This window comes from Halomonas sp. 11-S5 (assembly GCF_029889825.1).
Classification (GTDB): domain Bacteria; phylum Pseudomonadota; class Gammaproteobacteria; order Pseudomonadales; family Halomonadaceae; genus Halomonas.
On sequence record NZ_JARANW010000010.1, the window covers coordinates 54,009 to 79,758 of the forward strand.

The 25,750-nt window shown below is 67.1% G+C and carries 23 protein-coding genes and 1 pseudogene; 6 read left to right on the forward strand and 18 right to left on the reverse strand.

What is annotated here, in order from left to right:
• Nucleotides 1-24: 24 nt before the first annotated feature.
• Nucleotides 25-708 (reverse strand): haloacid dehalogenase type II, encoded by a 684-nt coding sequence (locus OP497_RS09315; protein ID WP_280547927.1) that lies wholly within the window; start codon nt 706-708, stop codon nt 25-27.
• Nucleotides 709-850: 142 nt separating this feature from the next.
• Between OP497_RS09315 and OP497_RS09320 the strand changes: the two are divergent.
• Nucleotides 851-945, forward strand: a pseudogene (locus tag OP497_RS09320) (IS1595 family transposase); the annotation flags it as partial.
• A gap of 199 nt (nt 946-1,144) precedes the next feature.
• Here OP497_RS09320 and OP497_RS09325 read toward each other — a convergent pair.
• The 12 genes from OP497_RS09325 to doeA all read right to left on the reverse strand — a co-directional run bounded on the left by OP497_RS09325 (nt 1,145) and on the right by doeA (nt 16,239).
• Nucleotides 1,145-2,035 (reverse strand): HD-GYP domain-containing protein, encoded by an 891-nt coding sequence (locus OP497_RS09325; RefSeq protein WP_280547928.1) that lies wholly within the window; start codon nt 2,033-2,035, stop codon nt 1,145-1,147.
• Between the two features lie 220 nt (nt 2,036-2,255).
• On the reverse strand, nt 2,256-2,387 hold the full coding sequence (locus OP497_RS09330; protein WP_280547929.1) for a hypothetical protein: 132 nt from the start codon (nt 2,385-2,387) through the stop codon (nt 2,256-2,258).
• Nucleotides 2,388-2,408: 21 nt separating this feature from the next.
• Nucleotides 2,409-3,401, reverse strand: coding sequence for a hydroxyectoine utilization dehydratase EutB (eutB, locus tag OP497_RS09335; protein WP_280547930.1), 993 nt, complete (start codon nt 3,399-3,401; stop codon nt 2,409-2,411).
• Between the two features lie 91 nt (nt 3,402-3,492).
• Nucleotides 3,493-4,920: an aspartate aminotransferase family protein gene (locus tag OP497_RS09340; protein WP_280547931.1), complete on the reverse strand. Its 1,428-nt coding sequence runs from the start codon at nt 4,918-4,920 to the stop codon at nt 3,493-3,495.
• Between the two features lie 100 nt (nt 4,921-5,020).
• A complete protein-coding gene (locus tag OP497_RS09345) occupies nt 5,021-6,517 on the reverse strand; it encodes an NAD-dependent succinate-semialdehyde dehydrogenase (RefSeq protein WP_280547932.1) in 1,497 nt (498 codons plus the stop codon).
• A 248-nt stretch (nt 6,518-6,765) separates the two neighbouring features.
• Nucleotides 6,766-9,549 carry a beta-eliminating lyase-related protein gene (locus tag OP497_RS09350; protein ID WP_280547933.1) on the reverse strand — a complete coding sequence of 928 codons (2,784 nt, stop codon included), beginning with the start codon at nt 9,547-9,549 and terminating at the stop codon, nt 6,766-6,768.
• A 57-nt stretch (nt 9,550-9,606) separates the two neighbouring features.
• The gene (locus tag OP497_RS09355; protein ID WP_280547934.1) at nt 9,607-10,605 is read right to left on the reverse strand and encodes a C45 family peptidase; all 999 of its coding nucleotides are present in this window, start codon (nt 10,603-10,605) and stop codon (nt 9,607-9,609) included.
• Between the two features lie 47 nt (nt 10,606-10,652).
• A complete protein-coding gene (locus tag OP497_RS09360) occupies nt 10,653-12,236 on the reverse strand; it encodes a biotin carboxylase (RefSeq protein ID WP_280547935.1) in 1,584 nt (527 codons plus the stop codon).
• Between the two features lie 67 nt (nt 12,237-12,303).
• On the reverse strand, nt 12,304-13,173 hold the full coding sequence (locus tag OP497_RS09365; protein ID WP_280547936.1) for a carbon-nitrogen hydrolase family protein: 870 nt from the start codon (nt 13,171-13,173) through the stop codon (nt 12,304-12,306).
• Nucleotides 13,174-13,387: 214 nt separating this feature from the next.
• The gene (locus OP497_RS09370; RefSeq protein WP_280547937.1) at nt 13,388-13,861 is read right to left on the reverse strand and encodes an Lrp/AsnC family transcriptional regulator; all 474 of its coding nucleotides are present in this window, start codon (nt 13,859-13,861) and stop codon (nt 13,388-13,390) included.
• 16 nt (nt 13,862-13,877) lie between these two features.
• Nucleotides 13,878-14,891, reverse strand: a complete 1,014-nt coding sequence (gene doeB / locus OP497_RS09375; RefSeq protein WP_280547938.1) for a N(2)-acetyl-L-2,4-diaminobutanoate deacetylase DoeB — start codon at nt 14,889-14,891, stop codon at nt 13,878-13,880.
• 148 nt (nt 14,892-15,039) lie between these two features.
• Complete coding sequence (doeA, locus tag OP497_RS09380; RefSeq protein ID WP_280547939.1) at nt 15,040-16,239, reverse strand: ectoine hydrolase DoeA; 1,200 nt, start codon at nt 16,237-16,239, stop codon at nt 15,040-15,042.
• Nucleotides 16,240-16,511: 272 nt separating this feature from the next.
• Here doeA and OP497_RS09385 point away from each other — a divergent pair, with 272 nt between their 5' ends.
• From OP497_RS09385 to OP497_RS09395, 3 genes are all read left to right on the forward strand, one after another.
• Entirely contained in the window at nt 16,512-17,462 is a 951-nt protein-coding gene (locus OP497_RS09385) for a glyoxylate/hydroxypyruvate reductase A (RefSeq protein WP_280547940.1), read from the forward strand.
• Between the two features lie 72 nt (nt 17,463-17,534).
• Entirely contained in the window at nt 17,535-18,101 is a 567-nt protein-coding gene (locus OP497_RS09390; RefSeq protein ID WP_280547941.1) for a nicotinamidase, read from the forward strand.
• Nucleotides 18,098-19,444, forward strand: a complete 1,347-nt coding sequence (locus OP497_RS09395) for a nicotinate phosphoribosyltransferase (protein WP_280547942.1) — start codon at nt 18,098-18,100, stop codon at nt 19,442-19,444. The genes OP497_RS09390 and OP497_RS09395 overlap by 4 nt, the downstream gene beginning before the upstream one ends.
• A 124-nt stretch (nt 19,445-19,568) precedes the next feature.
• On the opposite strand, the gene yghU is transcribed toward OP497_RS09395, so the two are convergent.
• The 5 genes from yghU to OP497_RS09420 form a co-directional block, all read right to left on the reverse strand.
• Nucleotides 19,569-20,432, reverse strand: a complete 864-nt coding sequence (yghU, locus tag OP497_RS09400) for a glutathione-dependent disulfide-bond oxidoreductase (RefSeq protein ID WP_280547943.1) — start codon at nt 20,430-20,432, stop codon at nt 19,569-19,571.
• Between the two features lie 144 nt (nt 20,433-20,576).
• Entirely contained in the window at nt 20,577-21,314 is a 738-nt protein-coding gene (locus OP497_RS09405; protein WP_280547944.1) for an SDR family oxidoreductase, read from the reverse strand.
• A gap of 69 nt (nt 21,315-21,383) precedes the next feature.
• Nucleotides 21,384-22,499, reverse strand: coding sequence for an alkene reductase (locus OP497_RS09410; RefSeq protein WP_280547945.1), 1,116 nt, complete (start codon nt 22,497-22,499; stop codon nt 21,384-21,386).
• Nucleotides 22,500-22,597: 98 nt separating this feature from the next.
• The gene (locus OP497_RS09415; protein WP_280547946.1) at nt 22,598-23,200 is read right to left on the reverse strand and encodes a TetR/AcrR family transcriptional regulator; all 603 of its coding nucleotides are present in this window, start codon (nt 23,198-23,200) and stop codon (nt 22,598-22,600) included.
• Between the two features lie 52 nt (nt 23,201-23,252).
• Nucleotides 23,253-23,813 (reverse strand): DJ-1/PfpI family protein, encoded by a 561-nt coding sequence (locus OP497_RS09420; protein ID WP_280547947.1) that lies wholly within the window; start codon nt 23,811-23,813, stop codon nt 23,253-23,255.
• A gap of 168 nt (nt 23,814-23,981) precedes the next feature.
• On the opposite strand from OP497_RS09420, the gene OP497_RS09425 reads away from it, so the two are divergent.
• Together OP497_RS09425 and OP497_RS09430 are read left to right on the forward strand one after the other, a co-directional pair.
• The gene (locus tag OP497_RS09425; protein WP_280547948.1) at nt 23,982-24,665 is read left to right on the forward strand and encodes a hypothetical protein; all 684 of its coding nucleotides are present in this window, start codon (nt 23,982-23,984) and stop codon (nt 24,663-24,665) included.
• 57 nt (nt 24,666-24,722) lie between these two features.
• Complete coding sequence (locus OP497_RS09430; protein ID WP_280547949.1) at nt 24,723-25,649, forward strand: lysine exporter LysO family protein; 927 nt, start codon at nt 24,723-24,725, stop codon at nt 25,647-25,649.
• Nucleotides 25,650-25,750 lie beyond the last annotated feature (101 nt).

A 25,750-nucleotide genomic window follows, 5' to 3' on the forward strand; every position in this document is an offset into this window, starting at 1 on the left:
CCGCGGGGCGTCGTCTTGTCGTTGCTAGCTCAGCCGTTCGGCCAGGGCGTCGAGGTCGGGCACGGTGAGGTCCGGATCGATGCCCCAGGGATCGAAGGGGGCATCCGGGCTGCGCCGCACCCAGGCGGCATGCAGGCCGGCGTGGCGGGCGCCGATCACGTCGAAGGCGTTGCTGGAGATCAGCCAGGTATCGCCCGGCTCGCTCTCCAGCCGGTAGCGCAGGTGGGCGTAGACCGCCGGGTCGGGCTTGAAGCGCTTGACCTCATCGACGCTGACCACCGTCTCGAAGCGCGCGCGGATCCCGGCCTGCACCAGCAGCCCCTCGACCGCCTCACGGCTGCCGTTGGAGAAGGCTACGCAGCGGATCCCCGCCTCGGCGAGGCGATCCAGCGCCGCCGAGGCCTCGGGAAAGGCCGGCAGCCGGGCGTAGACGCCCATCAGGTGCTCCTTGTCGGTCTCCGAGAAGCGCGTCTGCAGGGCGCGGTCGGTGAACTCCAGCGCCTCGCGCGTGCAGTGGGAAAAATCCACGTAGGCTCCCATCAGGCCGCGGCGGAAGCTGTACTCCAGCTGCTTGTCGCGCCAGCGCCGCGAGAATTCCGGGGCCAGGTCCGAACGGTCCTGCCCGGCGAGGCGCTGCTCGAGTTCCGCGACCACGCCATGGGTGTCGATCAGGGTTCCGTAGACATCGAAGGCCAGTACCGTTGCCATCCTCTCAGCTCCTTGGGTCAAATTAGTCAGATGCCAGCAGCATGACGCCTGGTGGGTGAGGACTCAAGAGAGGCATGACCAGCCACCATCCCGCCAGCCTGCCCTATACTGAGGTTATATCCAGCATAGGAGGTGACGTCATGGCACGTACCATGCCATCCGCGGACAGCATGCCCCACGCTACCTGGCCGATTCGAGTATCGCTTCAATCGGCGCTATGACCTCAAGGCCATGATGTTCGTAGGTCGCGTGTGTCCGTTGACGGTGGCCTACCTGGTCGGCTCCGCCTTTGCTTCCTCCCGGGACTCGATGAAGGCAGAACTGCAGATTGGCTAGGGACATGACGATGACAGGACGTATCTCACCCTGGCACACATGCCGATGCAAAGAGGCGCCAGGTTAGGCGAACGCAGCCTCGACTCTGCCGGGCGACGGGCTAGAACGCAAACCTTGTGCGGAGACGTGACAGCAGTCCCGCACGTAGAGGCGTCGACAAGAGCCGCTCCGCCGTCTGGACCAGCCGCGCGATCAAATCACCATCGACCTCCGGTGCCAACTGCGAAGGAGTTCCCCGGTGCCCGGTCGGCGTCATGCTCAGTTTCCCGTCGTCGCGTTGCAGCGCCAACTCGGCGGCACACAGCGGGCAATACAACAGGTCGCCATGCCCATGGCGAGACATCACGACAATGATCGGCCCGCACTCGGGGCATGTCTGCAAGGGAATACCCGGTTCGCTGTGGCCGACTACGTGCTCGAGATAGCTCGCCTCGCCCAGCGCCAGGAAATGCTCGCCCAGCCTCGCGTCGAACTGAGTCCCGAGATTATCGCGGATCACCTCCAGGGCCTGTGCGATAGGCATGCCGGCACGATAGGAGCGCATGCTGGTCATAGCATCGAAAGCATCCGCGATCCCCACGACACGTGCCACCAGGGGAATCGCCTCGCCCTTGAGTCCTTGCGGATAGCCGGATCCATCGGGACGCTCATGGTGGGCATGGACCGCTAGATCGACCAACGGCGCCAAAGGGTGCTGGCTCAGCAGACGATGGCCGATCTCCGGGTGGGTCTTGATGATGGCGAACTCCTCTTCATTCAATGGCCCGGCCTTGTTCAGGATACCGTCGGGCACGCCGATCTTGCCCAAGTCATGCAAGAACCCACCCAATGCTATCCTGGCCTGCTGTTGATCGTCGAAATCGGCCTCGGCGGCCAGCAGGTGAGCAAACTGCGAAACTCGCCAGAGATGACCACCCGTATACGGATCCCTCGCCTCGACCATGGCGGCAAAGTGCATCAGGCTTCGCAGCAATGTCCTGGTACAATTCATCTTCCCCCTCCTATTTCTGGTCCGAGTTAGACGGTGCCCCGATAAAGGACGCACTGTGCCTAATGCTTCTGTCGATATCGGTCGGGAATTCCTTTCCATGATCACGCTTTTCCACTGCCCCAGGCGAGACACAGAGCGCTGTGGAGAAGTCACCTTCACCACGGATGTCAAGCAACTGTCCTGCTGCGCGGCATAAGCAACAGGACAACCAGCCGGTCTATCAGTCGCCCGCCAGCCGCGATAAGGCAAAGCCGACAATGGCGCCGGCCAGTTCCGTGCGCACCTGGGTGAGATAGCCCTCGTCGAAGAGCACGGCCTCCACCCGCCCGGTCCTGGCGGAGAGGACCAGCATCAGGCCGTTGAGGCTCGACGCTTAGCGTCCGGCCAGGACACGTGCCCGATCAAGGGTCGAAAGCGAGACCGCGTTGCCAGAGAGGATCAGGGCCACGCGCTGGCCGCGCACGTCCAGGCCATGCTCGGCGATGGCCGCCAGCCCCACGGCGGCGGCGCCTTCCACCAGCCGTTTCTCGTCCTCGAGGATATCGACCATGGCCGCGGCGATGGCGCGCTCGGAGACCTGGAGATGGTCGTCCATCACCTCGCGCACCAGGCTGAGGGTGCAGCGGTTGTCGCGCCCGATGCCGCCGCCCAGGGAGTCGCCCAGACTCTCGACCTCCTCCACCGCCACGGGATGGCCGGCCTTCAGGCTCTCCCACATGGCCGCGCCACGGGACAGGCTCACCCCGGTGACCCGGCAGGCGGGGCGAATCGCCTTGACGGCCGCGCCGATACCGCCCAGCAGGCCGCCGCCGGAGAGCCCGACGATGACCCTGTCCAGGTCCGGGCACTCCTCCATCAGCTCCAGGCCGATGGTGCCCTGCCCCGCCGCGATGAAGGGATCGTCGAAGGGCGGGATCAGGGTCATGCCCCGCTCGTTCACCAGCCGCTCGACCTCCTCGAAGGCCGCGTCCTGACTGGCGCCGACACGCCTTGCCTCGGCACCCAGCGCCTCGATGGCGGCCACCTTGTTGGCCGGCACCAGCCGCGACAGGCAGATCACCGCCGGCACGCCCAGGCGCGCGGCGGCGTGCGCCACCGCCCGGCCGTGGTTGCCGGTGGAGGCCGTCACCACCCCAGCCGCCAGTGCCTCGCGGCCGCGGCCCTCGATCAAGGCGGCGAGCATGTTGACCGCGCCACGCAGCTTGAAGGCGCCGGTGGGCTGGCAGGTCTCGAGCTTGAGCCGGATCTCGGCATCGAAGCGCGCCGAGAGCGCCGCCGAACGCACCAGTGGCGTGCGCACCACCTCGCCGGCGATGCGCCGGCGCGCCTGATAGAGCGCCTCCAGGGAGACACCGTGATCGTGCATCCTCTCCTCCACGCCAACGGCGTCGCCGCGGGAAGGCCCGCGGCGACGCTCAGGGGTTACGGCCTCCCGAAGGGCCGAGTCGGGCAAACCGTCAGGCCACCGTGTCCGCCACTGCCTTGACGGCCCCCTCGCGGACCAGCTCGTCGAGCACCGCGTCCACGGCACGTCGAGCCCGGTCGACGATCTCGTCGACCTCCTCGCGGCTGGTGGTCAGCGGTGGCGCGAAGCCCAGGATGTCGCCCTGGGGCATGGCGCGGGCGATCAGGTTCTCCTGCATCGCCGCCGCGGCGATGCGCGGACCGACCTTGAGTGCCGGGTCGAAGGCCCCACGACGGCTCGGGTCGGCGGCGAACTCCAGGGCCGCCAGCATGCCCACGCCGCGCACGTTGCCAACGATGGGGTGATCACCGAAGGCGGCCTGCATCTGCTGCTGCAGGTAGGCGCCGGTCTCGGCGGCATTGCGGGTCAGCCCCTCGCGCTCGATGATCGCCAGGTTGGCCAGCCCCGCGGCACAGCCCAGGGCATGACCGGAGTAGGTCCAGCCGTGGCCGATCGGGCCGTACTCGCCGGTGCCCTGCTCCAGTACCTGCCACACGCGATCGCCGACGATCACGCCGGAAAGCGGCTGGTAGGCGCTGGTCAGCCCCTTGGCCACGGTGATCAGGTCGGGCTTGATGCCATAGAAGTGGCTGCCGAAGTCACTGCCGATGCGCCCGAAGCCACACACCACTTCGTCGGCGATCAGCAGCACGTCGTACCTGGCCAGCACCGCCTGGATCTCGGCCCAGTAGCCCTCCGGCGGCGGCACGATGCCGCCGGTGCCGAGCACCGGCTCGCCGATGAAGGCGGCCACGGTCTCTGGCCCCTCGGCCAGGATCATTTCCTCGAGCCTGGTCGCGCAGTGCTTCGAGAACTCCCGCTCGCTCATGCCCTCGAGCTCCGCGGCGCGCTGGTAGTAGAACGGCGCCTCGGTATGGCGGATGGTGTCGATGGGCAGGTCGAAGTGGTCGTGGAACGCCTTGAGGCCGGTCAGCGAGCCCGAGGCGATGCCGGAGCCGTGGTAGCCACGCATCCGCGAGATCACCTTCTTCTTCTGCGGCAGGCCGCGCACGTTGTTGTAGTAGCGCACGATCTTCAGCTGGGTCTCGTTGGCATCACTGCCGGACATGCCGTAGTAGACCTTGGACATGCCGGTGCCGGCGAGCTCGAGGATCTTCTCGGAGAGGGCGATCTGCGGCTCGTTGGCGTGTCCCACATAGGTATGGTAGTAGGACATCTTCAGGGCCTGCTCGTAGATGGCCTCGGCCACCTCGGTGCGGCCATAGCCGATGTTGACGCAGTAGAGGCCGGCGAAGCCGTCGATGAACTCGCGGCCATCCTTGTCGACGATGTGGATACCCTGGCCGCCGGTGATCACGCGGCCCGGCGCATCGCCGTGGGCGAAGTCGCGCAGGTGGGTGGAGGCGTGGAAGGTCACCTTGCGGTCGCGGTCGATCAGGTCCTGGTGCTGCTGGTTCATCTCGTGTTCTCTCTTCTCTGGTGCTCCCCAGCATCCCGCCGGGGAGAAGGTTCAAATCAATTAAGCAAGACCACTAGTCTTGGGAGCTCTGCGAGCGAAGCTAGCTCCCGGACACGGAGCCGAGGGCACCCAGGCAGTAATACTTCGTCTCCAGATACTCGTCGATACCGGTCACCCCGCCCTCGCGGCCGAGGCCGGAGTGCTTGACGCCGCCGAAGGGCACGGGCGGGCCGGTCATCTTCACCGAGTTCACCGAGACCATCCCGAACTCCAGGGCGCGCAGGACCTTCCAGATGCGGCGGATGTCGTGGGTATAGAGGTAGGCCGCCAGGCCGTACTCGGTGTCGTTGGCCATCTCGATGACCTGGTCATCGTCGGCGTAGGCGGTGATGCCGGCCACCGGGGCGAAGCTCTCCTCGTGCCAGATCTTCATGTCGTGGGTCACGCCCGTCAGCAGCACCGGCATGAAGAAGTTCTCGCCCGGGGCCTGGCTCTGATCGCCGGCCACCAGGGTGGCGCCCTTGGAGATGGCGTCGTCGACGATGGCCGCGGCCTTCTCCACCGCCTGGCGATGGATCAGCGGACCCAGGTCGACCTCGCTCTCCAGGCCGTTGCCCACGGTCAGCGCCGCCATGCGCTCGGCGAAGTGCTCGACGAACGCGTCGTGGATCGACTCGTGGACCAGGATGCGGTCTGCGGCGAGGCAGTCCTGACCGGCGGTCTGGAACTTGGCCGCCACCGCGGCGAAGGCCGCCTCCTTGGGATCCATGTCCGGCCCGACGATGAACGGCGCGTTGCCACCGAGTTCCAGCGAGACCCGCTTGACGGTGTTGGCGCACTGCTCCAGCAGCAGCCGGCCGACCCGGGTGGAGCCGGTGAAGGAGAGCGCCTTGACCCGGTCCTCGGCGCACAGAATCTTCGACACCTCGGCAGGCTCGCCCAGCACCACGTTGAACACCCCGGCCGGGATGCCGGCGCGCTCGGCGAGCTCCGCCAGCGCCAGCGCCGAGAACGGCGTCTCGCCGGCCGGCTTGACGATCACCGTGCAGCCGGCGGCCATGGCGGCGGCGGCCTTGCGGGTGATCATCGCCAGCGGGAAGTTCCAGGGGGTGATCAGCGCGGCGATGCCCACCGGCTCCTTGATGGTGCCCAGTGCCGCGTTGGGAATATGGCTGGGAATGGTCTCGCCGAAGGTGCGCTTGCCCTCCTCGGCGAACCAGCGCACGAAGCTGGCGCCGTACTCCACCTCGCCGCGGGCGTCGGGCAGCGGCTTGCCCTGCTCCAGGGTCATGAGGGTGGCGAGATCCTCGCGATGGGCTTGCAGCAGATCGTACCAGGCCAGCAGCCGCTCGCAGCGCTCGTCGGCGCGCAGCGCACGCCAGTGCACGAAGGCGGCCTCGGCGGCATCCACCGCCGCGGTGATCTGGTGGGCCTCCAGCCAGGGAATGTGCCCCAGTGCCTCGCCGGTGGCCGGGTCGAACACGGCCTCCTCGCGGCCGCCCTCGCCATGGGTCCACTTGCCATCGACGTAGGCGTACTGGCGAAACAGGCGCGGATCGCTGAGTTTGCTGGACAGAGTTTTGCTGGACAGAGTCATGCTGTACCTCCCCTGACGCACCGGCGTGTGTCAACGCCGGCGATGTTCCGGCGCGGCTCTGGGCGCCGAGAACAAGAAAAAAACGGGCGAGCCGCCTGTTCGGCAGGGCGGCTCGATGGGGTCAGGATAGGGGCTTTGGCGGGACGAGACTTTTCGTTACCGGCGACGGGCGGCACAGGATTTTTTGTCCTGTGCCGGAAACCTGCGGTTTTTTCTGTGGAGCGGCGACGGCCGGGCGCGAGGCGCCGTCAGCCCGCCGGCGGGTTGCGCAGGGCCTCCTCGGTGAAGACCAGCAGGCCGAGCTCCGGGCGGTAGCCGTGGATCTCGGTGACGTCCAGGGCCTGCAGGAAGTAGAGGATCTCCTCGCTGACCACCTGCCCCGGAACCAGCACCGGGAAACCCGGTGGGTAGGGGATCACGAAGCTCGCCGAGACCACGTCGCGGCCGGTGCGCATCTGGGCCTGGAGTTCGCCATTGTCGAAGCGCAGGTACTCGGTGTTCTCTTCGTCGTAGCTGAGGAAGTAGGCCTGGCGGATATCCCCCTCCGGGGTGTTGCCGTCGGAGTCGGGGCGGAAGGCCGCGTGGAAGCGACTGAAGTCCGGCAGCGGCGGCAGCTCCTTGGTCAGCGAGTGGACGCGGTTCTCGATGATCTTGCGCTCCGGCCGGCTGCTCTCCTCCCAGCGATACTCGAACTCCTTGGCCAGCTTGATCAGCACGTCGAGCAGGTAAGCGATGGAGCCCCGGGTGGTGCCGATGTTGGTCATGAACAGCACGGTGTTGCGCGAGGTCTTGTTGATCTGGATGCCGTACTTGTTCATCAGGTATTCGTTCTTGAAGGTATCGCCGTCGATGCCCGTGGCGCCGATGGCGATGGTGATGCGGCTGGGGTCGACGACGAACTCGTCATTGGCCCAGGCCTCCTCCATCTTGTTCCACCCGGTGACCGGGTCGTAGAAGGTCTCGACCCCCGACTGCCGGTACTCCAGTGGCACCATGTCCTTGTTGACCAGCACCCGGAAGTACTTCTGCAGCAGCGGGTGGGTGTAGAGCTGCTCGCGCAGTGACAGCGCCGCCTCCACCTGGGCGTGCACCAGCTCGAAGCCTTCCATCTCGGCCTGCATGCGCCCCACGTCCAGTGAGGCGATGATCTGGTAGTTGGGCGAGGTCGAGGTATGAGTCATGTACGCCTCGTGGAACGGCGCCTCGACCTTCTGGCGGTAGTCCTGGTCCCAGACGTGGATCATCGACCCCTGGCGCAAGGAGGTCAGGGTCTTGTGGGTGGAATGGGTGGCATAGGCCCGGATGCGCACCGCGTCGGGGTCGGGCAGCAGGGGCCGGTCAAGCCAGGTGGCGTCGTCGTCGGGATCGAGGGTATCGAACTCCGCCTTCCAGGCGTCGTACTCCGCACGATAGGCCTCGCTGCGGTAGCGGTCACGCAGGGTGCGGGCGGCATGCATGGCGGTGCGCGGCCGGTAGGTCGGGTTGAAGCTGGCGAAGGCGAACCACGCCTCGTCCCACAGGAAGACCAGGTCGGGCTTGATCGCCAGGCACTCCTCCATCACCCGGCGCACGTTGTAGACCACGCCGTCGAAGGTGCAGTTGGTCAACAGCAGCATCTTGACCTTGTGCAGCTGGCCCGCGCGCTTGTACTCGAGCAGCGTCTTCTTGATCTCCTTGAGCGGCACCGCCCCGTACATGGAGTAGTCATCGAGCGGGTAGGAGTCCAGGTAGCTGACGTGGGCGCCGGCCAGCACCATGCCGTAGTGGTGCGACTTGTGGCAGTCGCGGTCGATCAGCACGATGTCGCGCGGCTTGATCAGCGCCTGGACGACGATCTTGTTGGCGGTGGAGGTGCCGTTGGTGACGAAGAAGCTCTGCCGCGCACCGAAGGCCCGGGCGGCATACTCCTGGGCCTTCTTGATCGGCCCGTAGGGCTGGAGCAGCGAATCCAGTCCGCCGGAGGTGGCCGAGGTCTCGGCGAGGAAGATGTTGATGCCGTAGAAGTCGATCATCTGCCCGGCCCAGTGGGAGCGGGTGATCGACTTGCCCCGCGAGATGGGCATGGCGTGGAAGACCCCGGTGGGCTTCTTGCTGTACTCGCGCAGGGCGTCGAAGAAGGGCGTGCGATAGCGGTTGTCGATGGCGCGCAGGATGGTGTGGTGCTGCTCGATGTAGTCCGTCTCGCGGTAGAAGATGCGATTGAAGTGACGGATGTCGCGGCTGGCCGTGGCCTCCACGTCGCCGCTGGTGACCAGGAACTGGTCGATCTCGGGGCGCAGCTCGTGGATCATGGTGCTCAACAGGATGCTGCGCTCGGCCTCGGACTGGTGCTCCAGGGACTGCTCGGAGATCCCCTCGAGGTAGCTGCGCAGGGCGCTGAGGTTGTACTTCGACTTGTAGGGGAACTCGTAGCGGATCAGGCAGGCCTGGATGTTGGGATTGACCAGCACCGCGATCAGCGCATCCTCGAAGCTGCGCACCGTGACCACGTCGTAGACGAAGCGGTCCTCGGGACGACGCATGTTGTGGAAGGCCTCGCGGACCACCTCCTCCTCCGGGGCCGAGAGGTTGTCGACGATCAGCAGCTCGAAGTAGGGCTGGGCCGAGCTGTTCGATGCCGGGTGCCCGCGGCGCAGCTGCGCCAGGGCATCGAGGGTCTCGAGGTCCTCGGCATCGGCATCGGTCTCGCTGAGGTCGACGTGGCGCCGCCGGTAGGACTCGCTGATCAGCGCCCGCACCAGGCGCTTGACCACCTTCTCCAGCAGCCCGTACTCCCCGCGGTCGAACAGCGACCAGAGGTGACGGAAGTCCTCCTTGGAGGGGAAGGCGTGGTAGTCCTCGATGATCTCGAGCCGCGTCAGCTTGACGTCGATCGCCTTGACCAGGTTCTTGGCCCGGCCCTCGTCGTCCAGGCGCACCAGCCGCCCGAGATCGCGCTTCAGCGCATTCCAGGTGTCGGCACGCAGCTGGGAGATCTTGTGGTAGAAGCCCAGGGCGGTATAGGGCGTCTCGGTAGGACTCGTCTCTGGCATGGCAACACCCATCCTTGCTCTTGTTGTCGAGGGGGATCGATCGCGCGGTAAGCCGGGTCAGCCGCTGTGCAGCGCGCGGGTGCCGTAGCGCACGGTAATCCGTTCCTCGGGAAAGTCGTCGAAACTCAGGTCCAGGTTCATGCCTGGCCAGTGGAACTGGGCACGCCCCGAGCGGGGGCGGTAGACCGCGGTATAGACGGTCCCCAGGCCACGCCGGTAGTCGTGGCGGAACAGTGGCGGGGCCGAGAAGGCCGCGATCAGCCGCTCCTCGGTGGTGGCCTCGTCGTCCACCAGGATCGACAGCTGGCGCTCGCGGATCAGGGTCTCCGAGGCCAGGGCATGGGCATACCACTCGATCTTCTTCTGGTGGTTGGTGGCCACCGGCACACGGCGGATGCTCGCACGACGGTCAGGGCCGATCATCGCCGTCACGTAGCGGCCGGCGGCGTCGGCCACGGTGATGTTGTAGGCCATGTGGGTGGGCACCCGGGCCAGCACCTCGGCCGCCTCGGGCACGCTGTCGCAAAACTCCAGCAGGTAGCGCAGGATGATCGGCGCGCCGAAGCCCTGGCCCACCGCCTTGCGTCCACCGAAGGCCAGCGATACGGCGAGCCCACGGTCATTCATGCCGTCGAGCACGCCCCACAGGCAGTCGGACATGGCGATCACCCGCCGCTCGTTCCAGTGCGTGTAGAGGATCGTGCCCTCGCACAGCTCCGGCGGGTAGTCGTAGTTACGCGCCAGCACCGTGGAGGCGGGGCTGGCGAGCACCGCCTGGGAACAGCCGGTGATATAGGGCGGCGGCTGGTAGAGGCTCAGGAAGCGCGCGGCCAGGTCACCGCCGCCGGCCAGGTCGCAGAGCGCCCGATAGGTCGGCAGCAGCTCCGGCATGTGCCGGCGCAGGGCGTTGTAGCAGGCGAGGTACCCCGGCCGTTCGCGCTCCCCCTCGCTGAGATACCACTGCTCGTAGGCCGGCCAGTGGTACTCGAACAGCGCCTGCCACCGAGCGCCGGCCGCCTCCTCGCGCACGGTGCGGAAATCGAGCATCTTGTCCATGTCGGCCGCAGGCACCTCCCGGGGCGAAGGGAAAACGGTCCCGGCACTCACAGGATCTTGAAGTTGCCGCCGCCGACGGCATGGCTGACGGCCACTTCCTCCACCACCGGGTCCTGCAGCGACTGGCCGGCATACTGGCCACGGATGCCGTCGATCCACGCCTTGGCGCGCTCGTTGAGCTGGAAGTCGTCGTCCATCAGCCGCCCGCGGGTGATCAGGATGCCGAGGTCCGCCCCCTCGTAGCGGAAATCGCCCGCGCCGCTGATGCGCAGGAAGAAGCCCTCGCTGTCGTTCTCGGCGGCATGGGGATGGTAGCTGTAGTGGTCGTAGCTGACGCTGCCGTCGCCGGCCATCTTCCACACCCCGGTGCGCGGTGAGGCGGTGAGCAGGTCGACGCTCTCGTCGGTGTGCTTGATCACCAGCTGGCTCCAGCTGTCGACACTCTCGGGGTGCGCCCAGCGCTCGTTGATGTCGTTGATGTCGAGGTCGAAGTCGACGTCCGAGAACTCCAGCAGGTGGAAGAGGAACAGCGGGATGTCGGAGTGGGCGAAGGCGGCCACGTTGGTCAGCGAGCTGGCCCCGGTGACCCGCGGGTTGAGCTCGCCCAAGTAGACCTCGCCGTTGTCCATGTCGATCAGGAAGTCGAGCTCGAAGTAGCCGCGGTAGCCCTCCTCGCGCAGCGCCTCACCGAACTTGAAGGTGTACTCCCGGGCCTTGTCGCGGATCTCCTGGGTGAAGGCGCCGGCAAACATCTCGTTGCCGCACCAGCCGCCCTTGTAGGGAGTCAGCGTCTTGAAACCCACCAGCTCGGTCATCAGCGGCCCCACCACGGTGCCGCAGCGGGTGGCACAGGCCTCGATGGCCGAGCCGCGGCAGTTGATCCGCTTCATGATCTTGACTTCGGGCTCGGCCTCGATCTCCTCGGCGTGCTTGTAGTAGTCGTCCTCGCTGGCGATGAAGAAGGTGGTGTGGCCGGAGTCGCCGAAGGCGGTCTGCACGACGAGGTCGCCGCCGAGGTCCTTGCTCACCTCGCACAGCTCCTGATAGCTGCCGACCTTTGCCAGCACGTTGGGCACGCTGGGCACGCCGGCCTTGTTGCCGATGCGCACGGTCTCGATCTTGTTGTCCATGCGGTTTCTCAGCGCCGCCGGGGGGAATGCCACCCGCAGCCCGAGCTGCTTGCAGATCTCTTCGGTGTGCTCATCGAACATCAAGAAGGCGGCCACGCCGGCGTTCTCGCCGTCTGCCCGCGACTGGATGAAGTCGATCACCTCCTTGTGCTCGAGGAGGTAGTTGTTGATGTCCTCGATGCTCTCGAAGTCGCGGGGAAACTTCTCCTTGGGTACGAAGACGTTGCGCTGCTGCCCCTCGAAGCAGTCGATGTAGTTGATATGGCGGAAGTTACCCACCCAGTCGCCGATCCCCAGCAGGTTGAAGTTGGTGGCCGAGATGAAATAGACCGGCTCCTTGTTGTTGAGGAAGTGGCGGCGGACATCGGCAATGGTTGTTATTTTGCTCATCTTGGTCGCTCCATCGGTCACGGGAGAGGCGCCGGGCGCCGGGTGCGCGGCAGGGGCCGCCGGGGAATTGCGGAACAGGCGGCGCAGCAAGCGAATCAGTGGCTCCAGCATGGGGGCTCCTCTTTTTTTCTTTCCTTACCTCTTCTACCTCTACACTGCACCGCCCGCAGGCGAGGGGTCAGTACTCCTCGATATCGGCCCGAACCGGCTTGGCCAGCGGGCCGAGAGTGTCGAGGAAGGGGCTCGAGCGCCCCTCGTTGCGGTACAACGAGAAGTCGACGGACCGCTCGCGAAAGCTCTTCAGCGGCTGGCCGAGGCCGCGCAGGCCGGTCTCGCGCTCGCGACGCACGCGGTTCAGGTCGACCTCGATGGGCATGACCTCCTCGCCGGTGCCGGCCTGGTGGATGACATCCCCGGAGGGGCCGACCACGATGGAACGGCCGTTGCCGATGGTGCCGGCGCCGTTGATATCGAAGAAGTAGCACTGGTTAACCGCGGCATTGGTGCGGGCAATGGACAGCTCGATATCGCGGTCGATGGTGTCGGTCATGGTCGGGTGCAGGATCACCTCGGCGCCCATGGCGGCCAGGGTGCGGGTGGTCTCGGGGAACCACATGTCGTAGCAGATCGAGACCCCGAAGCGGGCCACGTTGGGCACGTCGAAGGTGACGAACTCGCTGCCGCTCTCCACCCCGGCCTCATAGGGCCGGAAGGGGAACATCTTGCGGTAGCGGGCCACCACCTGGCCGTGGGGGTTGATCACCGAGAGGGTGTTGAAGATGCCGTCGTCGGTCTGCTCGAACATCGAGCCGGGGATCAGCCAGATGCGATGTTGCTCGGCGATCTGGCAGAACAGGGCCTCGGTGCTGCAGGGCATCGGCTGGGCGTGGTGCGGCGAGGCCCCCATGGGCATCAGCTCGCTGAACAGGACCATCTGCACCTGGGGGAAACGGCTCATCAGCACGTCGATCCGGTGGCGCATGGCCTCGGTGTTGTCACCATGGTGCAGGGCATGCATCTGCACCCCGGCAATCGTGAAATAGGACATCTTGGTCTCTCTACGTCAGGCGATCTCGGAAACTTCCAGGGCGCTGTCAACTATCAATCACACATGACCGGCACCATCGGGAGCATGCCGGTGGGATCGCCCGGCCGGGTGAGCCTCGGCCCACCCACCTATTACCAGCTTATGCCACAAGGGCCGAGGTGACATCAACGCTGAAATTTCGCTGAATCGAAAAGCGAAGCAAATCGGAAAGGGATCAGGCCAGGTCATCGGGCGAGAAGCCCGGGGCGGGGCGTTTCACCGTCTTGGTGACGATATAGGTGAAGTAGCGCTCGATGCCGGCCTCCCCGGTCAGCCAGGCATCCATCAGCCGCTGGTAGGCGTCGATGGAGTCGGTCTCGAACTTGATCAGGTAATCGACGCCACCGCCCACGGCCACGCACTCGGTGACCTCGGGGGTGGCGTGGACCAGCGCCTCGAAGCGGGCGAAACTCTCGGCATTGTGGGCCTTGAGCTCGACCTGCACCCATACCGGCGTGCGCTTGACCAGCGCCGCGGCATTGATGCGGGCACTGTAGCCTTCGATGATGCCGGCCTTCTCGAGCCGGCGAACCCGCTCCCAGCAGGGGCTGACCGAGAGGTTGATCGCCTCGGACAGCTTCGACTTGGTGATGCGTCCGTCCCGGGAGAGGATCTCGAGGATCTTCAGGTCATAGCGGTCGAGTTTCATCGGTATCCCGGCACTCTCAGCCCAGCGAGTCGACGACATCGGCGATCACCGCGATGGTGTCGCCCATGTTGACCAGCGCCGGATGGCGCCGTGCCGCCAGCACGCCGCTGCGACGGGCGCGGTACTCTACCGGGGCGGTACCGCTGCGGGTCATGTCATAGACCCGGGCCACCACCTCGCTCTCCTCGACTCGCTCGCCCAGGGCGAAGCAGAGCTCCAGCACGCCGCTGTGCTCGCTCTGCACATAGCAGCTGGCATCGGGCATGTCGAGGTAGACCTGGGGGGCGTCGGGCATCTCCACCTCGCCGGCCATCAGGCCGTAGTGGATCAGGACGTTGCGCACGCCGCGTTCGGTGATCGCCATGCTCTCCGGCGTGGAGCTGCCGCCGCCGCCGAGCTCGGTGGCCACGAAGGCCTTGCCCTGGCTCTCCACCGCGGTGTCGAACAGCGCCGCGGCGTCGAGCTCGAACATCATCATGGCGTAGGGGGCACCGAAGGCCTTGGCGCCCTCTAGCGCCTGGCGCTGCTGTTCGGCATCTTCCAGTACGTGGGAGGCGCCGAAGGGGATGATGTCCAGGGTACGCCCACCGGAGTGCAGGTCGAGGACCACGTCGCACATCGGCACCATCACCCGGGTGAAGTAGTCGGCGATCTTCTCGGTCACGCTGCCGTCCGGGTTCCCGGGGAAGCTGCGGTTGAGGTTGCCGCCGTCGAGGCCCGAGGTGCGCTTGCCGGCCATCACCGCCGGCTGGTTCATGCAGGGCACGATGATCACCCGGCCGGTGACCTCCTCGGCCTTGAGCTCGCTCGACAGCTTGAGCAGCGAGGTGATGCCCTCGTACTCGTCGCCGTGGTTGCCGCCGGTCAGCAGCGCCGTGGGGCCCTGGCCGTTCTTGACCACGGTGACGGGGATCATCACCGCCCCCCAGGCAGAGTCATCCACGGAGATCGGCAGCTTGAGGAAGCCGTGCTGGACGCCGTCGGCGTCGAAGTCGACGGTCGCGGAGATGGGGCTGGGACGCTTGGTCATGATGTGAAACTCCTTGTTCTCGTGTGGCATGGGCATCATGGCGTCCATGCCACTCGGGGCTGATCTGGGGGCAGATTCTTAATTCCCTCTTCGATCTGCCCCCAGCGCCCCTCGTTACTTGTTGAAGCAGGCCGAGTTTCTTGCATGTTCAGCGCACGAAGAGCTGGCGCGGGAAGTCGGCCAGGGTCTCGCAGCCGGTCTCGGTGATCAGGATGCTCTCGGTGATCTCCAGGCCCCAGTCGTCCTCCCACAGGCCGGGCATGAAGTGGAAGGTCATGCCGGGCTGCAGGATGGTCTCGTCCGAGGGGCGCAGGCTCATGGTGCGCTCGCCCCAGTCGGGGGGATAGCTGATGCCGATGGGATAGCCGCAGCGCGCGCCGCCGCGGTCGAAGCCGTACTTGTCCATGGCCGCACCCAGCGCCATGGCGATGTCCGCGGTGCGGTTGCCGGGCTTGGCCACCGCCAGGCCATTCTCGATGCCCTCGAGTAGTGCCGATTCGGCGCGTACGAACTCCTGGGGCGGCCTGCCGAGGAAGACCGTGCGCGACATCGGCGCGTGGTAGCGCTTGAAGACCCCGGCAATCTCGAAGAAGGTGCCCTCGCCTTCGCGGAACGGCGTGTCGTCCCAGGTCAGGTGCGGGGCGGCGGCATCACTGCCGGTGGGCAGCATGGGCACGATGGCGGGATAGTCGCCGCCGTAGATCTTGCCCTGGGCGTCCCGCCAGCCCTCGATGCCGACGCGGTAGATCTCCGAGACCAGCTTGCTCTTGGGCAGGCCCGGTTCGATCACCTCGAGGATCCGGGTGTGCATCCCCTCGACGATCTTCGCCGCCACGCGCATGTACTCGATCTCCTGGGGCGACTTAACCGCGCGACACCAGTTGACCAGGGCGTTGGCATCCATGAAGCGCGCATGGGGCAGCTCGCGCAGCAGGCACTGGTAGGCCTTGGCCGTGAAGTAGTAGTTGTCCATCTCCATGCCCACCACGCCCTCGTGCCAGCCGCGGTCGGGCAGGATGGTCTGGGCGAGGTAATCCATGGGATGCATGTCCGGATTCTGCACGTAGTAATCCGGGTAGTAGGTGATGTTGTCCGGATCGATCCAGCAGGTGCGCAGGGCCCCATTGGCGTCCATCCGTCGGCCGTACCACACCGGTTCACCCGCCAAGCCCACGAGCACGCACTGGTGCACGTAGAAGGACCAGCCGTCGTAGCCGGTCAACCAGGCCATGTTCGAGGGGTCGCTGACGATCAGCACGTCGATACCCCGGCTGGCCATCTCGGCACGCACCTTCCACAGGCGGGTCGCATATTCCTCACGAGTGAAGGGCAGGGAAACCTGGATCATGAAGCCACTCGTCATCGCATCATCAAGAAAATCGGCCCTCTCTTCTGCGAGAAGGCCGGGCCGGGGGGCCGCATCATCATCGCGGCGTCGGGCCGCCTCATGGGCGCCGCGGGCATTCCGGACAGCCAGTCGGTTCCCTCGGGTGGAGGTTACTGCCAACCCATGGTGGGCGGTCAAGCATTTCCTGATGCTCTGTCACGAATGCCCTGTCACGCTTGTTCACGGCCCGCCAGGCTCCCATGATGGAGGGAAAGATCGCCAATGGAGGAAGCATGAAGGTCCTGGTCCATATCGATGACGCCGAGCAGTGGCGGGACGCCCTGGCCAAGCGCCTGCCGGATGCCGAGGTATTCACCAGCAGTGCCCCGGCCGAGAAGCGCCGTGAGGCGGACTACCTGGCGGCGTGGAAGCCCTCCGCCGAGCTGCTCGGCGAGCCCCAACGGCTCAAGGGCATCATCAACCTCGGCGCCGGGGTCGACGCCCTGCTGGGCAACCCGGGGCTTCCCGCGGGCGTGCCCATCGTCAAGCTGCGCGATGCCGGCATGGCCGAGCTGATCGGGGACTATGTGCGCTACGGCATCCTGCACTTCCAGCGCGACTTCGACCGCTACCACCGCCAGCAGGCGCGCCGCGAGTGGCGCGAGCATGCGGTGGTCGACAAGGCTGACTGGCCGGTGGGCGTGCTGGGCCTCGGCGCCATCGGCGCGAAGGTCGCCACCATGGTGGCCGCCGACGGCTTCCCGGTGCATGGCTGGAGCCGCTCGCCCAAGTCGCTCGACGGCATCACCTGCCACCATGGCGACGCGGGACTCGATGCGCTGCTCGGCCGGGTCAGAAGCCTGGTGCTGCTGCTGCCGGACACCCCCGCGACGCGCCATGTCATCGACGCCTACGCCCTGGCGAGGCTTCCCGAAGGGGCCAGCTTGATCAACCCGGGTCGCGGGTCGCTGATCGACGAGGCTGCCCTGCTCGACGCGCTTGGTCCAGGTAGCGAGGGCGAGGGGCAGACGGAGGGCCGGCTGCGCGGGGCGCTGCTCGATGCCTTCCCCGAGGAGCCATTGCCTGGCGCAAGCCCGCTGTGGTCGCACCCCAGGGTCTGGATCACCCCCCACATGGCCGGCCCGACCCCGCTGGGCGCGGCGCTGGAGCAGGTGGCCGAGGCCCTGCGCGCCTTCGCGGCCGGCGAGCCCCTCGACACCGTCGACCCCGAGGCCGGTTATTGAGCCTCCTACTCTAACTGCGGCAGAGGCCTTACCCTGAGAGATGACACCCAACGACCTCCCGGGAGGTGCGTGATGACCATGAAGGTGGACTACGGCACCCACGACGCGCTGCTCGTCGTGGACATGCAGAACGACTTCTGCGAAGGCGGCGCGCTGGCGGTCCAGGGCGGTAGTGCCCTGGTGCCGGGGATCAATGCCGAGATCGAGGCCGCCGGCAAGGCCGGCGCCCTGGTGATCGCCTCACGAGACTGGCACCCGGTCGACCACGTGAGCTTCACGCATCGTGGTGGTCCCTGGCCGGTGCACTGCGTGCAGGACACCCACGGCGCCTCCTTCCATCCCGACCTGGCCCTTCCCGATGACGCCATCCGCGTCAGCAAGGCCACCGCCTTCGATGCCGACGCCTACTCGGCCTTCGACGGCACCGGACTCGGCGGCTACCTGAAGGAGAAGGGCATCGAACGGGTGATCGTCTGTGGCCTGGCGCTGGATGTCTGCGTCCATGCCACGGTACTGGCAGCCCGCCAAGGGGGCTTTGATACCCTGTTTCTGGAGCATCTCTCCGCAGCGGTGGACCCCGACACCGTGACCGAGTGCCGGCACGAATTCACCGACGCCGGTGCCGAGGTAAGCTCATGAACGGACCGATCTCCCCCCGGGTGGACGACGACGAGCTGGCCCTGCTCACCGACCTCTACCAGTTGACCATGACCCAGGCCTACTGGAAGGAGGCGATGCACGGGCGGGCCACCTTCAGCCTCTTCTTCCGCAAGATGCCCCCGGCCCGCCGCTTCATGCTGGCCTGCGGGCAGCAGCATGCCGCGGCCCTGCTCAGCCGGCTGCGCTTCGGCGACACGGCCCTCGAGCGCCTCGCCGGCACCGGCCTGTTCGACCCGGGCTTCCTCGACTGGCTGGGCGACTGGCGCTTCGAGGGCGACATCTGGACCCTTCCCGAGGGCACGCCGGTGTTTGCCAACGAGCCGCTGCTGGAAGTGGACGCGCCCATCGCCCAGGCGCAGCTGCTCGAGAGCCTGGTGATGAACCTGGTGCAACTGGAAACGGTGCTCGCCTCCAAGGCGGTGCGCATCGTGATGGCCGCCCGCGGCCGCCCGGTGGTGGATTTCGGAATGCGCCGCATGCATGGCGTGGACGCCGCGGTGCGGGGGGTCCGGGCCTACCGCAGCGCGGGGCTGGCCGGCACCAGCAACGTGCTGGGCGGCCTGCGCCACGACCTGGCGATCAATGGCACCATGGCCCACAGCTATATCCTGGCCCATGACGACGAGCAGGAGGCCTTCCGTGCCTTCGCCCGCCACTACCCCGGCACCACCCTGCTGGTGGATACCCATGACACCCTGGAAGGGGTGCGCAAGGTGATCGAGATCATGCGCGAGGCACCCGAGGTCGGCGTCAAGGCCATCCGGCTCGACTCCGGCGACCTGGGCGAGCTGGCGAAGGGCGCGCGCGAGCTGCTCGACGAGGCGGGGCTCGAGGAGATCACCATCGTCGCCAGCAGCGGCCTCGACGAGGTCCAGATCGCGGCGATGCTCGAGGACGGCGCCCCCATCGATGCCTTCGGCGTCGGCACCCAGATGGGCGTCTCGGCGGATGCCCCGGTGATCGACCTCTCCTACAAGCTGGTGGAGTACGCCGGCACCCCGCGGGTCAAGCACTCGCCGGGCAAGATCAACCTGCCCTGCCGCAAGCAGCTCTATCGCCGCCGGGACGACCGGGGACGCTACGTCGGCGACGTCATCGCCCTGCGCGACGAGACCATCGACGCCGGCGAGCCGCTGCTGCGCCCGCTGGTCCGGGCGGGCCGGCTCGACGATGACGAGATGGCCCGGGCCGATGCGGCTCGCGAGCGGGTCGCCGACACCCTCGAGCGCTTCCCCGATGACGTCAGGCGGCTCGCGGAGGGCGAGAGCGACTACCCGGTCACGCTCAGCCCCGAACTTGAGCGCTTGCAATCCAGCTCCTGAAGCGCCCCACCTTCGCCGGGTCCGGCAGACCAGAAACTGGCCTGACCGGTAAATGAAGCAGGGGCACATCGCCGGCGATGTGCCCCTGCTTGCGCCGTGTCGCCAGGCCTCGCCGGTGGCGCCGTCACACCTTGTCCTGGGTGCGGGTCTCGAAGTCGCTGGCCGAGTGGCGCTCGTGCAGTTGCTCGGAGAGCTCCCCCCAGGTGCGGTTGACCATGCGTCCGCGCTTGACCGCCGGCCGCTCGGCGATACGCCTCGCCCAGCGCTGCACGTTGGGGTACTCGTCGACGGCCAGGAACTCCCCCGCATCATAGAGCAGCCCCTGGACCAGCACGCCATACCAGGGATAGATGGCCATGTCGGCGATGGTGTAGTCGTCGCCGGCGATATAGGCACGCTCGGCCAGCTGCCGGTCGAGCACGTCGAGCTGTCGCTTGGTCTCCATGGCGTAGCGGTCGATGGGGTACTGGAGCGGCTCCGGCGCATAGGCATAGAAGTGGCCGAACCCGCCACCGACGAAGGGGGCCGCGCCCATCTGCCAGAACAGCCAGTTGAGGGTCTCGGTCCGCCCGGCATGATCGTCAGGCAGGTAGGCACCGAACGTCTCGGCCAGGTAGAGCAGGATCGCGCCGGATTCGAACACCCGGGTCGGCGGCTCGGTGGTGTGATCCATCAGCGCCGGGATCTTGGCGTTGGGGTTGGCGGCGACGAAGCCGCTGGAGAACTGCTCGCCCTCACCGATGCGTATCGGCCAGGCGTCGTACTCGGCTCCCTCATGTCCCAGCGCCAGCAGCTCCTCGAGCATGATGGTCGCCTTCACGCCGTTGGGCGTGGCCAGGGAGTAGAGCTGCAGCGGATGCTGGCCGACGGGCAGTTCCCGGTCGTGGGTCGGGCCGGCCACGGGGCGGTTGATGCTGGCGAACTGGCCGCCGCTCGCGCGTTCCCACCGCCAGACGCGTGGCGGCTGGTAGGACGTATCGTTACTCATGAGCATGCTCCTGTGCCGAATGTCGGTCGGGTGTCCATTGCACTGGCCCCGGGAGGCAATAGCAGGACTTCGCCGGGCTTTCCAGCGGCGGACCGAGCATCGCGGCCCGGCCCACCGACGGGCATTGCCGCGAAGGGCGGCGCCTTACAGCGGCTGTTTGGTCGGGCGGATGATCAGCTCGTTGACGTCGACATCTGCCGGCTGCTCGATGGCGTAGACGATCGCCCGGGCGATGGCATCGGCATCGATGGCCATTTCGTAGAGCTCGTTCACGCCCTTGGCGGTGTCGGGGTCGCTGATGGTGGTGGTCAGCTCGGTGGCCACCGCCCCCGGGGAGATGTTGGTGGAGCGGATCTCCTCGCCGCCCTCCTGGCGAATGCCCTCGGAGAGCGCCTTGACCGCATACTTGGTGGCGCAGTAGACGGCCGCGGACGGGAAGACCACGTGCCCGGCCACCGAGGAGAGGTTGATGATATGGCCGGCATGCTGCTCGCGCATGGTCGGCAGCACCGCAGCAATGCCGTAGAGCACGCCCTTGATGTTGACGTCGACCATCTGCTCCCACTCGTCGACCTTGAGTTGGTCCAGCGGTGACAGCGGCATCAGGCCGGCGTTGTTGACCAGCACGTCGATGCGGCCGTAAGCCTCCCTGGCGGCGGAGGCCAGGGCCTCGACCTGGTCGCGGTCGGTCACGTCGGTGACGCGATAGATGGCCTCGCCCCCCTGTTCGACGATGGCGTCGCGCAGCGCAGCGAGGCGCTCCTCGCGACGGGCGCCGAGCACCAGCTTGGCGCCGGCCTTGGCCAGGCGGTGGGCGGTGGCTTCGCCGAGGCCGCTGCTGGCCCCGGTAATGATGACGACCTTGCCATTGATCTCGGACATGGTTTCTTCTCCTCGGGAATGCATCAAAGTGTCGGTCCCCGGCCGGCTGGGCCGGGAATCTCGAAAGTGTCAGGCCGGCTGTTCGGCCAGGCTCGGGTAGTCGGTATAGCCGCGCTCGTCGCCACCATAGAAGGTGCTGTCGTCCCAGTCATTGAGCGGCGCACCAAGACGCAAGCGCTCGGGAAGGTCCGGGTTGGAGATGAAGGGTCGCCCGAAGGAGACCAGGTCCACCTTGCCGGCGGCGATGCGCTGACGGGCCTCTTCGGCGCTGTAGGCGCCGTTGCCGATGTAGGCGCGCGAGAACCCCTCGTGGATGGCCTCGATCACCGGCTCGGGACGCCCCTTCTCGTGGTTGCCCTGGAAGGAGTCTTCCACCACCTCGATGAAGGCGACCCCGATGGCGTCGAGGGCCTGGGCAAAGGCACCGAAGGTGGCGACCGGGTCGTCGTCGACCATGGCATTGAAGCTGCCGGTGGGGCTGACGCGCACGCCGACCCGATCGGGGCCCCAGACGTCCACCACGGCCTGGACCACCTCCAGCGGCAGCCGCAGGCGGTTCTCCAGCGAGCCACCATAGGCATCGGTGCGGTGGTTGCTGCCGCTCTTGAGAAACTGGTCGAGCAGGTAGCCATTGGCGGCATGGACCTCCACGCCGTCGAAGCCGGCGCGCCTGGCGTTCTCGGCCCCCTGGCGGTACTGCTCGACGATCCCGGGCAACTCGTCGGTCTCGAGTGCGCGCGGCGTGGGTACCTCGACCATCCCGGAATCGGCGCTGATGAAGGTCATGGCGCCTTCCGGCTTGATCGCCGAGGGCGCCACGGGTGAGGCGCCGTCTGGCTGCAGCGCGGGGTGAGAGATCCGCCCCACGTGCCAGAGTTGCAGGATGATGCGTCCGCCGGACTGATGCACGGCATCGGTCACCCGCTTCCAGCCCTCGACCTGCGCCTCGGAGTGAATCCCCGGGGTGAAGGCGTAGCCCTTGCCCTGGGGGGAGACCTGGGTGGCCTCGGAAATGATCATCCCCGCCCCGGCTCGCTGACGGTAGTACTCGACGTTCATGTCGTTGGGCACGTCGCCGGGCTGCGAGGCCCGCGAGCGGGTCAACGGCGACATGATCACCCGGTTGGGCAGTTCCAGGTCACCAAGGGTGAAGGGCGCGAAGAGGCTGTCGTGTTGCGGATTCATGGGTGACCTCCTGGGTCGATAGCTGTGTAGCTCGTTATTCTAGACCAGTCTACTAGGTTCGTGGCACACGCCACTGAGGTTGGCGCTCCGGCCAGTGATCAGCTCACCACAGGAAGCTCCCGGGCCAGCACCTGCCGGAAGAGGACCGCCTCGAAGCACTCCATGGGGGCCAGGGACTTCACGGTCTTGGCACGCAGGATGGCGCCCTCCCAGCCGGCCATGATAAATCCCGCCAGGGCCTGTGTATCGAGATCGTCCGAGACCTCGCCGGCGCTGCGGGCCTCCTCGAGGCAGGCTACCAGCCGGCGCTCCCAGGCGCGGAACACCTGGTCGAGGCGGGCCCGGAAGACCTCGCTGCGCGCCGAGAGCTCCTGCCCCAGGTTGCCGATCAGGCAGCCGCGGGCATGATCGCAGGAGAGCATGTCCGCCTTGCCGGTGGCGAAGTAGCGACGCAGGCGCTCCAGCGGGGAGACGTCTCTGGCCTCGAAGATCGCCGCCAGCCGGGCATCATACTGCTCGGCGAAGGCATCGATCACGGCCAGGCCGAAATCCTCCTTGCTCGAGAAGTAGTGATAGAAAGACCCCTTGGGGACCCCGGCCCGGCTGAGCACCGCATTGATGCCGGTGGCGTTGAAGCCCTGCTCGGCGATCAGGTCGGCGCCGATCTCGATCAGCTTGTCGCGGGTGGCGTGCGTCGTCATGCCGGCAAGATTAGACCAGTCGTCTAGACGCGTCAAATCCCGCCGGCAGGCCTCAGTCGAGCATGGCGGCGAAGCGCTTGAGCCAGGCCGGGTGGGCCGGCCAGGCAGGAGCCGTGACCAGCTTGCCGCTGGCCACCGCCTGGTCGACCCCGATCTCGGCATAGTCGCCGCCGGCCAGGCGCACTTCCGGGGCACAGGCAGGGTAGGCCGAGACCCGATGTCCCTCGAGGGAGACCGCCGCCGCCAGCAGCTGGGCACCATGGCAGATGGCGGCCACCGGCTTGTCATGGTCGAAGAAGTGGCGGACCATCTCCAGCACCCGCTCGTCGAGACGCAGGTACTCCGGCGCACGCCCGCCGGGGACGACCAACCCGTCGTAGTCGGCGACCTCCACCTCGGCGAAGGTGGCATTCAGGGTGAAGTCGTGACCGGGCTTCTCGGAGTAGGTCTGGTCGCCCTCGAAGTCGTGGATGGCGGTGCGCACCTTGTCGCCTTCGCGCTTGTCGGGACACACCGCATCGACCGAGTGGCCCATGGCCTGCAGGGCCTGGAAGGGCACCATGATCTCGTAGTCCTCGACATAATCACCGGCGATCAGCAAGAGTCTGGCCATGGGAGTCTCCTCAATGGTGTGGCGGCGACGGAGGCGTCGCCCTGCAAGGGCAGCCTAGCAGCCCCGCGGAGGGCCCGCCGGGGAAAAGCGCAAGGCGCGTGCAGGCGGGAACCCCCGGGCCCGCGGAGACTCTCACCTCTGCCCCCTCGACGGCCCTGGAGTCCTCGCATGCCCGAACTGCAGCACCGTTGCGCCGCTCTCTTCCTGCTCCTGCTGCTGGCCGCCGGCAGCGCCCTCGCCGCACAGCCGCGTCCCTTCGATGCCCGTTACCGCCTCGAGGTCGCCGGCTGGCCGAGCACCACCGTGGAACACCGCCTGAGTCGTGACGGCACGCACTGGCAGAGCGACATGCGGGCCGCCATCGCGGTGGCCCGGGGCCACGAGCGCAGCCGCTTCATCGCCAGCGCTGACCTTCGCGCGCTGCACTACACCAGCGGCTACAGGCTGTTGGGCATCGGCAAGGACTACGAACTGGACGCAGAGACGCTGGCCCGGCTGCCCGACCGCCAGACCGCCCTGTTCAGCCTCTCCCGGCGAGCCGTGGCCGACGACTGCGCCTCGCCCTGCCGGCTGCGCTACCTCGACCACCGCGGTCGCGAGGAGCGGATCAACTACCGCCGGCTGGACCGCCGCATGCTCGAGCTGCCCGCCGGGCGCTTCGAGGCCGTCAGGGTGGAGGTCACGGAGCCGGACGCCCCCGATCGCCGCATGGTCTTCAGCTTCCACCCCGGCGTGCCGGGCCTGCTGCTGGCCATGGAGTACCACCGCGACGGCAAGCGAAAAAGCCGGCTGACCTTGACTGACCTGACCTTCTCCAGCGCCGAGCTCGCTTCCTCCCCGAAGGCAAATTGACTAGAGTAGGCGGCTTTCGGCCGCCCCTGGCGGCCCCTGGGCGGGAAGGGAGTCGCCATGCTGAGTGGTCTGGTGATCGTGTTATTGCCGCTGGTGCTGGGCTACCTGGTGCCGGTGGGGGATGCCCGGCTGATGGCGCTGATCAACCGCGGCGTGAACGCCTCGATCTACGTGATCCTGCTGCTGATGGGGGTGAGCCTGGCGGGCCTGGACGACCTGGCGGGCCAGCTCTCGCGCCTGGGCGGTCAGGCCATGGTGCTGTTCGCGGTGATCTCGGCCTGCAACCTGGCGGCCCTCTGGTGGCTATCGCGCCGGCTGGGCCTCATCGCCGATCCCTCGAGGGTGCTGGCGGGGGCGCCCACCAGCAAGTGGGCCGCCATGGCCGGCTCGCTGGCGCTGGTGGCGGTGGTGGTCGCCGGCGTGGTACTCGGCCTGCTGCTGGAGTGGTTCACCGGCAGTGGCCTGTTCGCCACGGCCGAGACCCTGGCCGAAGGGGTGCTCTACCTCCTGCTGGCGCTGATCGGCTGCCAACTGCGCAACTCCGGCATGCCGCTGCGCCAGATCGTGCTTAACCGCTTCGGCCTGGCCATCGCCCTGACCCTCGCCGCCAGCTCGCTGGTCGGCGGCCTGCTGGCGGCGCCGCTGCTGGACCTCCGATGGAACGAGGGGCTGGCGCTGGCCGCCGGCTTCGGCTGGTACTCGCTCTCCGGCATCCTGGTCGGCGACCAGCTGGGTCCCCTGATGGGCGGGGTGGCCTTCTTCAACGACCTGGCACGGGAACTGCTCGCCTTCGTACTGATCCCGCTGCTGATCCGCCGCCATGCCGCCCTGGCGATCGGTTATGGCGGCGCCACCGCCATGGACTTCACCCTGCCGGTGATCCAGCAGCACGGGGGCGTGTCCTGTGTGCCGGTGGCCGTGGTCAGCGGCTTTCTCCTCTCGCTGCTGTCACCGCCGCTGATTCTCTTCCTGCTCTCGCTTTGACCGACTCGCGCCGTGACCGCCGCCGACCTTGCCGGCGAGGGCAGCGTCGGCGAGGCTGACCTCAAGCTGCACATTACCTGCACAGAACCTGACCGATGGCT